Source organism: Cupriavidus sp. R6-3 (assembly GCF_059772245.1).
Map to the genome: position 1 here is coordinate 1 of NZ_JCBAJO010000282.1, position 5,131 is coordinate 5,131.

Sequence of the window (5,131 nt, forward strand, 5' to 3'; positions counted from 1 at the left end):
CTGATCTGGTCTCGCGCAAGGTGGTCGTGCGCGGCCGGTTCGACCCGGCCCACACCGTGCTGCTGGAAAACCGTCCGCACGGCAACGGGCAGGACAGCCGCTCCGGTTTCCTGGTGCTGACTCCGCTGCGGCCCGACGATGCCGCGGGTCTCGACGGCATGCACGCCGGCACCGGCACCGGCAGCAGCACTGGCACTGGCACGCAAGCCCCCCGCGCCGTGCTGGTGCTGCGCGGCTGGCTGCCGCGCGACGCGCAGGATCGCACCCGCATCGCGCCGTTTCCGACGCCCGAGGGCACGGTGACGCTGCAGGGCGTGGCACTGGCCGATGTGCCCAGGGTCTATCAGCTCGGCGGCGCCGATGCCCAGCGCGGCGAACGCATCCGGCAGAACCTGGACCTGGACGCCTTCGCCGCCGAACTGGGTACGCCCCTGCAGCCCTTCGTGCTGCAGCAGCGCAGCGACACCGGCGATGGCCTGGCGCGCGACTGGGCCAGCGCCGACCTCGGCGTCGAGCGCCACTACGGCTATGCCTTTCAGTGGTATGGTCTGGCCGCGCTGACGCTGGTATTGCTGGTGGCGCTGACCTGGCGGCGTGCCCGGCGGCTCGCCATGCCGGCGGATGCCGGCGGGGCCAAGGCCGCGGCCCCCGCGGGCGGTGCCCGCCACGACGATTAATCACTCCAACGACTATCCATGCCTTCCGATCCCGCCACGGCCAAGCCGGCCGCGCCGCAAGACTCCCGCAGCGATCCGCGCATCGATGCCCGCACGCGCCGCGGCCGGATCCAGATGCTGTTGCTGCTGCTGGTCTGCGCCTCGCCGGTCATCGCCTCGTATCTGACCTACTACGTGTTCCGGCCGGCCGGCGGGCAGACCAACTACGGCACGCTGATCGAGCCGCAGCGCCCGGCGCCGGCGGTGCGCGTGACCGACGAACGCGGCCAGGCGGTGCCGCTGCAGGACTTCAAGGGCAAATGGCTGCTGGTGTCGACCGACAGCGCCGCCTGCGACGAGGCCTGCGCGAAGCGGCTGTTCACGATCCGGCAGATCCGGGCCGGCCAGGGCAAGGAGCGCGAGCGCATCGTGCCGGTCTGGCTGGTCAGCGACGACGGTCCGATCGATCCGCGCCTGACGGCGGCCTACAACGAGCCCTATGCCGGCGTGCGCTTCCTGCGCATGGACCGCGAGCAGATCCGCGGCTGGCTGCCGCCGGCGGACGGCGAGGCCGTCGAGGCGACGCTGTATCTGGTCGATCCGCTCGGCAATCTGATGATGCGGTTCCCGAAGGACCCGGACCCGAAGAAAGTGCATTCGGACCTCAGCCGCCTGCTCAAGTACAACCGCATCGGCTGATGGAGGGCCCATGCTGACTCAACTCGCCCTGATCGGCCTGCTGCTGGCGCTGCTGCCGCTCAGCTACGTGCTGGCCCGCGGCAGCCGCGACAAATACCGCAAGCTGGTCTGGATCACCGCCTTCCTGACGCTGGACCTGATCATGTTCGGCAGCTTCACCCGGCTGACCGACTCGGGCCTGGGCTGCCCGGACTGGCCCGGCTGCTACGGCCATTCGAACCCGTATGCCGCCGTCGAGCACATTCGCGCGGCGGAAACCGCGTTGCCGAGCGGGCCGGTGACCTGGGCCAAGGCCTGGATCGAGATGCTGCACCGCTACTTCGCCATGGCGGTCGGCGTGCTGATCATCGCGCTGGTGGTGCTGGCCTGGAGCAAGCGCCGCGAGCTGAAGCAGTCGCCCTGGTTCGCCACCGGCGTGCTGCTGCTGGTCTGCGTGCAGGGCGCGTTCGGCGCCTTCACGGTGACCATGAAGCTGCAGCCGATCATCGTGGTGACCCATCTGCTGCTGGGCATGGCGCTGCTGGCGGCGCTGATCTGGCTGGGATCGCGCAGCGACCCGCCGCGCACGATCGCGCCGGCCGCGGCCGGCCTGCGCTGGCCCGGGCGGATCGCGCTGGCGCTGCTGGTGATCCAGATCTTCCTCGGCGGCTGGGTCAGCACCAATTACGCGGTGCTGGCGTGCACCGACTTCCCGCTGTGCAACGGGCAATGGATTCCGGAGATGGATTTCCGCCACGGCTTCACGCTGTGGCGGCAGCTTGGCATGACGGCCGACGGCGATTACATCCCGCATTCGGCCCTGGTGGCGATCCACTGGGTGCACCGCGGCTTTGCGGTCGTTGTGCTGGGCTATCTGGCCTGGTTCGCGCTGCGCACGCGCCGCTTTGCGCCGCTGGCGCGGGCCTCGCACTGGCTGCTGGCGGTGCTGGTACTGCAGTTGGCGACGGGTTTGTCGAACATCGTGCTGGATTGGCCGCTTTTGCCGGCAGTCGCCCACAATGGCGGCGCGGCGGTGCTGCTGATGCTGTTGGTCAGGCTCAATTACAATATAGGGCTCGCGACCCGTGCCGCCACCGCCGCGGCCCCCGGTTCATTCGATCGCGCCCCCGCTGCCGCCCCTGACGCCCCGGCTCCCGATGCCGCCGGCGCAAATCGCCCGGCCGACACGGCGCGCGCCTCATGAAAGACAAGACTCCCGTGGCCACCACCGCTACCCAGACCCAGCAACCGCCCAGCCGGCTGCGCCACCTCGCCCGCCAGTACGCCGCGCTGACCAAGCCGCGCGTGACGCAGCTGGCGGTCTTCTGCGCCATCATCGGCATGTTCCTCGCCACGCCCGGCATGGTGCCGTGGCGCGTGCTGATCGGCGGCGCGGCGGGCATCTGGCTGCTGGCGGCCGGCGCCTTCGCGATCAACTGCCTGGTCGAGCAGAAGGTGGACGCGCTGATGCGCCGCACCGCGTGGCGCCCGTCGGCGACCGGCGAAATCGGCACCAGCCAGATCCTGGTGTTCTCGCTGGCGCTGGGCGGCGCCGGCATGTGGCTGCTGCACGTGTTCACCAACGACCTGACGATGTGGCTGACCTTTGCCACCTTTGTCGGCTACGCGGTGGTCTACACGATCCTGCTCAAGCCGGCCACGCCGCAGAACATCGTGATCGGCGGCCTGTCGGGCGCGATGCCGCCCGCGCTGGGCTGGGCCGCCGTCGCCGGCGACGTACCGGCCGAGGCCTGGTTCCTGGTGCTGATCATCTTCACCTGGACCCCGCCGCACTTCTGGGCGCTGGCGCTGTACCGCCGCGCCGACTATGCGAAGTCGGGCCTGCCGATGCTGCCGATCACGCATGGCGAGCGCTTCACGCTGCTGCATATCCTGCTGTACACGCTGGTGATGATCGCGGCCACGCTGCTGCCCTTCGTCTACGGCATGAGCGGCTACATCTATCTGGCGGCGGCGCTGGTGCTGGGCGGCGTCTTCCTGGCCTACGCGTGGAAGCTGTACCGGCAATATTCGGACGCGCTGGCGCAGCGCACCTTCCGTTTCTCGATCCTCTATCTGTCGCTGCTGTTCGCCGCGCTCCTGATCGACCACTACTTCAAGTTCGTGCCGCAGCCGTGATGGCGGCCCGGCCGCGACAAGATGTCGCGGCCAACGCCCGGTGCGCCGCGATCGGCGATACTAGCCGCTGCTGGCGGCGCGCCTGCCGCGCCACCTCAGGCCCGGCACACGCGGACAAGCGCGAACAAGACGCGAACACGCCGCCAACAAAGCCGCCAACAAAGCCGCCGACAAGCGGCCGACATGTCCCCGGACAAGCCCAATCGAACCGATACCATGCGCACCGCCTCGTTTTCCTCGTCCGTCTTCCCCTTCCTGGCCAAGCTGCGGCGCTTTCTGCTGGTCGCGCTGCTGGCGCTGGGCCTGGCCGCCTGCGGCCAGCAGAAGCCGACCTTTCAGAATATCGATGTGACCGGCGGCAGCGAATTCGGCAAGGACTTCAAGCTGACCGACCACACCGGCAAGCAGCGCACGCTGGCGGACTTCAAGGGCAAGGCGGTGGTGATGTTCTTCGGCTACACCCATTGCCCGGACGTGTGCCCGACCACGATGGTCGAGTGGAAGACGGTGATGGAGCAGCTAGGCCCCGACGCCGACCGCGTGCAGGTGCTGTTCATCACCGTCGACCCGGAGCGGGACACGCAGGCGCTGCTGGCCCAGTACGTGCCGGCCTTCGATCCGCGCTTCCTCGGCATGCGGCCCGCCGACGAGGCGGCGCTGCGCCAGCTGACCAAGGACTTCAAGGTGTTCTACGCCAAGGTGCCCGGCAGCGCGCCGGGCAACTATACGGTCGACCATTCGGCCGGCAGCTATGTGTTCGATCCGGAAGGGCGGCTGCGGCTGTTCATCCGCCATGGCCAGGGGACCGAGCCGATCGTCAAGGACATGAAGCAGCTGCTGTCCTGAGCGTCTCGATCGACCCCCCAAGGACATGGGTCCGGAGTCCTCTGGTCCCGTGTCCTCAGTCCCGAACCCTCAGTCGGTCCTGAGTCCTCGGGCCTCAGTGCTCGGTACCGCGCGGCTCAGCCCTTGTTGAAGATGCTGTAGAAGTCCGGCGCCCCGACCTCGGTCACGGTCAGGTCCAGCGATCCTTCGATGTGTTCCAGATGCTCGCGCATCACCGCGCGAGCCGCGCCCTCGTCGCGCTTCTCGATCGCCGCGATCAGCTCGCGGTGCTCGTGCTCCGGGCAGGCCGGCGCGCCGGGCCGGTCATACAGCGTGATGATCAGGCAGGTCAGCGAGACCATCTCGCGGATGACCTTCTCCAGGATGGCGTTGCCCGCCATTTCCGCCAGCAGGATATGGAATTCCCCCGATAGCCGGATCACCGCGGCGCGGTCGCCGCGCGCGCGCGCCGCGTCTTCTTCCTGCACGTGCCGCTGCAGGCTGCGGACCTTGGCCGGCGTCGCGTGGCGCGCCAGCGTGGCGGCCAGCTCGGGCTCGATGACTTGGCGCGTCTGGAAGACCTGGTGCGCTTCCTCGACCGTCGGGCTGGCGATAAAGGCGCCGCGGTTCGGCACCAGCGTGACCAGCTTCTCGTGCGCGAGCCGGGCGAACACCTGGCGGATGCGGGCGCGGCTCGCCCCGGTCACCTCGCACAGCCGCTCCTCGACCAGCTTGGTACCGGCCAGCAGCCGGTGTTCCATGATGGCGGACAGCAGGCTCAGATAGATGGCCTCGGTGGCCGAGGCCTCGGCGGTGCCGTTCTCCGGGCTGTC

Annotated in this window: 6 protein-coding genes; 5 read left to right on the forward strand and 1 reads right to left on the reverse strand. The window is 69.2% G+C overall.

What is annotated here, in order from left to right:
- From AC6EI8_RS23890 to AC6EI8_RS23910, 5 genes are all read left to right on the forward strand, one after another.
- Positions 1-677, forward strand: a 677-nt coding sequence (locus AC6EI8_RS23890; RefSeq protein ID WP_498383055.1) for an SURF1 family protein, incomplete at its 5' end; no start/stop codon positions are given.
- An 18-nt stretch (positions 678-695) separates the two neighbouring features.
- On the forward strand, positions 696-1,355 hold the full coding sequence (locus tag AC6EI8_RS23895) for an SCO family protein (protein ID WP_226108145.1): 660 nt from the start codon (positions 696-698) through the stop codon (positions 1,353-1,355).
- A gap of 10 nt (positions 1,356-1,365) precedes the next feature.
- Positions 1,366-2,538 carry a COX15/CtaA family protein gene (locus tag AC6EI8_RS23900; protein WP_149317130.1) on the forward strand — a complete coding sequence of 391 codons (1,173 nt, stop codon included), beginning with the start codon at positions 1,366-1,368 and terminating at the stop codon, positions 2,536-2,538.
- Positions 2,535-3,473 carry a heme o synthase gene (gene cyoE, locus AC6EI8_RS23905; RefSeq protein ID WP_498383056.1) on the forward strand — a complete coding sequence of 313 codons (939 nt, stop codon included), beginning with the start codon at positions 2,535-2,537 and terminating at the stop codon, positions 3,471-3,473. Before AC6EI8_RS23900 ends, cyoE begins: the two co-directional genes overlap by 4 nt.
- 216 nt (positions 3,474-3,689) lie before the next feature.
- Entirely contained in the window at positions 3,690-4,319 is a 630-nt protein-coding gene (locus tag AC6EI8_RS23910) for an SCO family protein (protein WP_498383058.1), read from the forward strand.
- Positions 4,320-4,435: 116 nt separating this feature from the next.
- Here AC6EI8_RS23910 and AC6EI8_RS23915 read toward each other — a convergent pair.
- The coding region (locus AC6EI8_RS23915) for a GntR family transcriptional regulator (RefSeq protein ID WP_498383057.1) at positions 4,436-5,131 on the reverse strand (696 nt) is incomplete at its 5' end.

Bases quoted from the DNA above. Each gene is read 5' to 3' on its own strand.
- AC6EI8_RS23910 (WP_498383058.1), top strand. From the start codon at position 3,690: ATGCGCACCGCCTCGTTTTCCTCGTCCGTCTTCCCCTTCCTGGCCAAG.
- AC6EI8_RS23895 (WP_226108145.1), top strand. From the start codon at position 696: ATGCCTTCCGATCCCGCCACGGCCAAGCCGGCCGCGCCGCAAGACTCC.
- AC6EI8_RS23900 (WP_149317130.1), top strand. From the start codon at position 1,366: ATGCTGACTCAACTCGCCCTGATCGGCCTGCTGCTGGCGCTGCTGCCG.
- cyoE (WP_498383056.1), top strand. From the start codon at position 2,535: ATGAAAGACAAGACTCCCGTGGCCACCACCGCTACCCAGACCCAGCAA.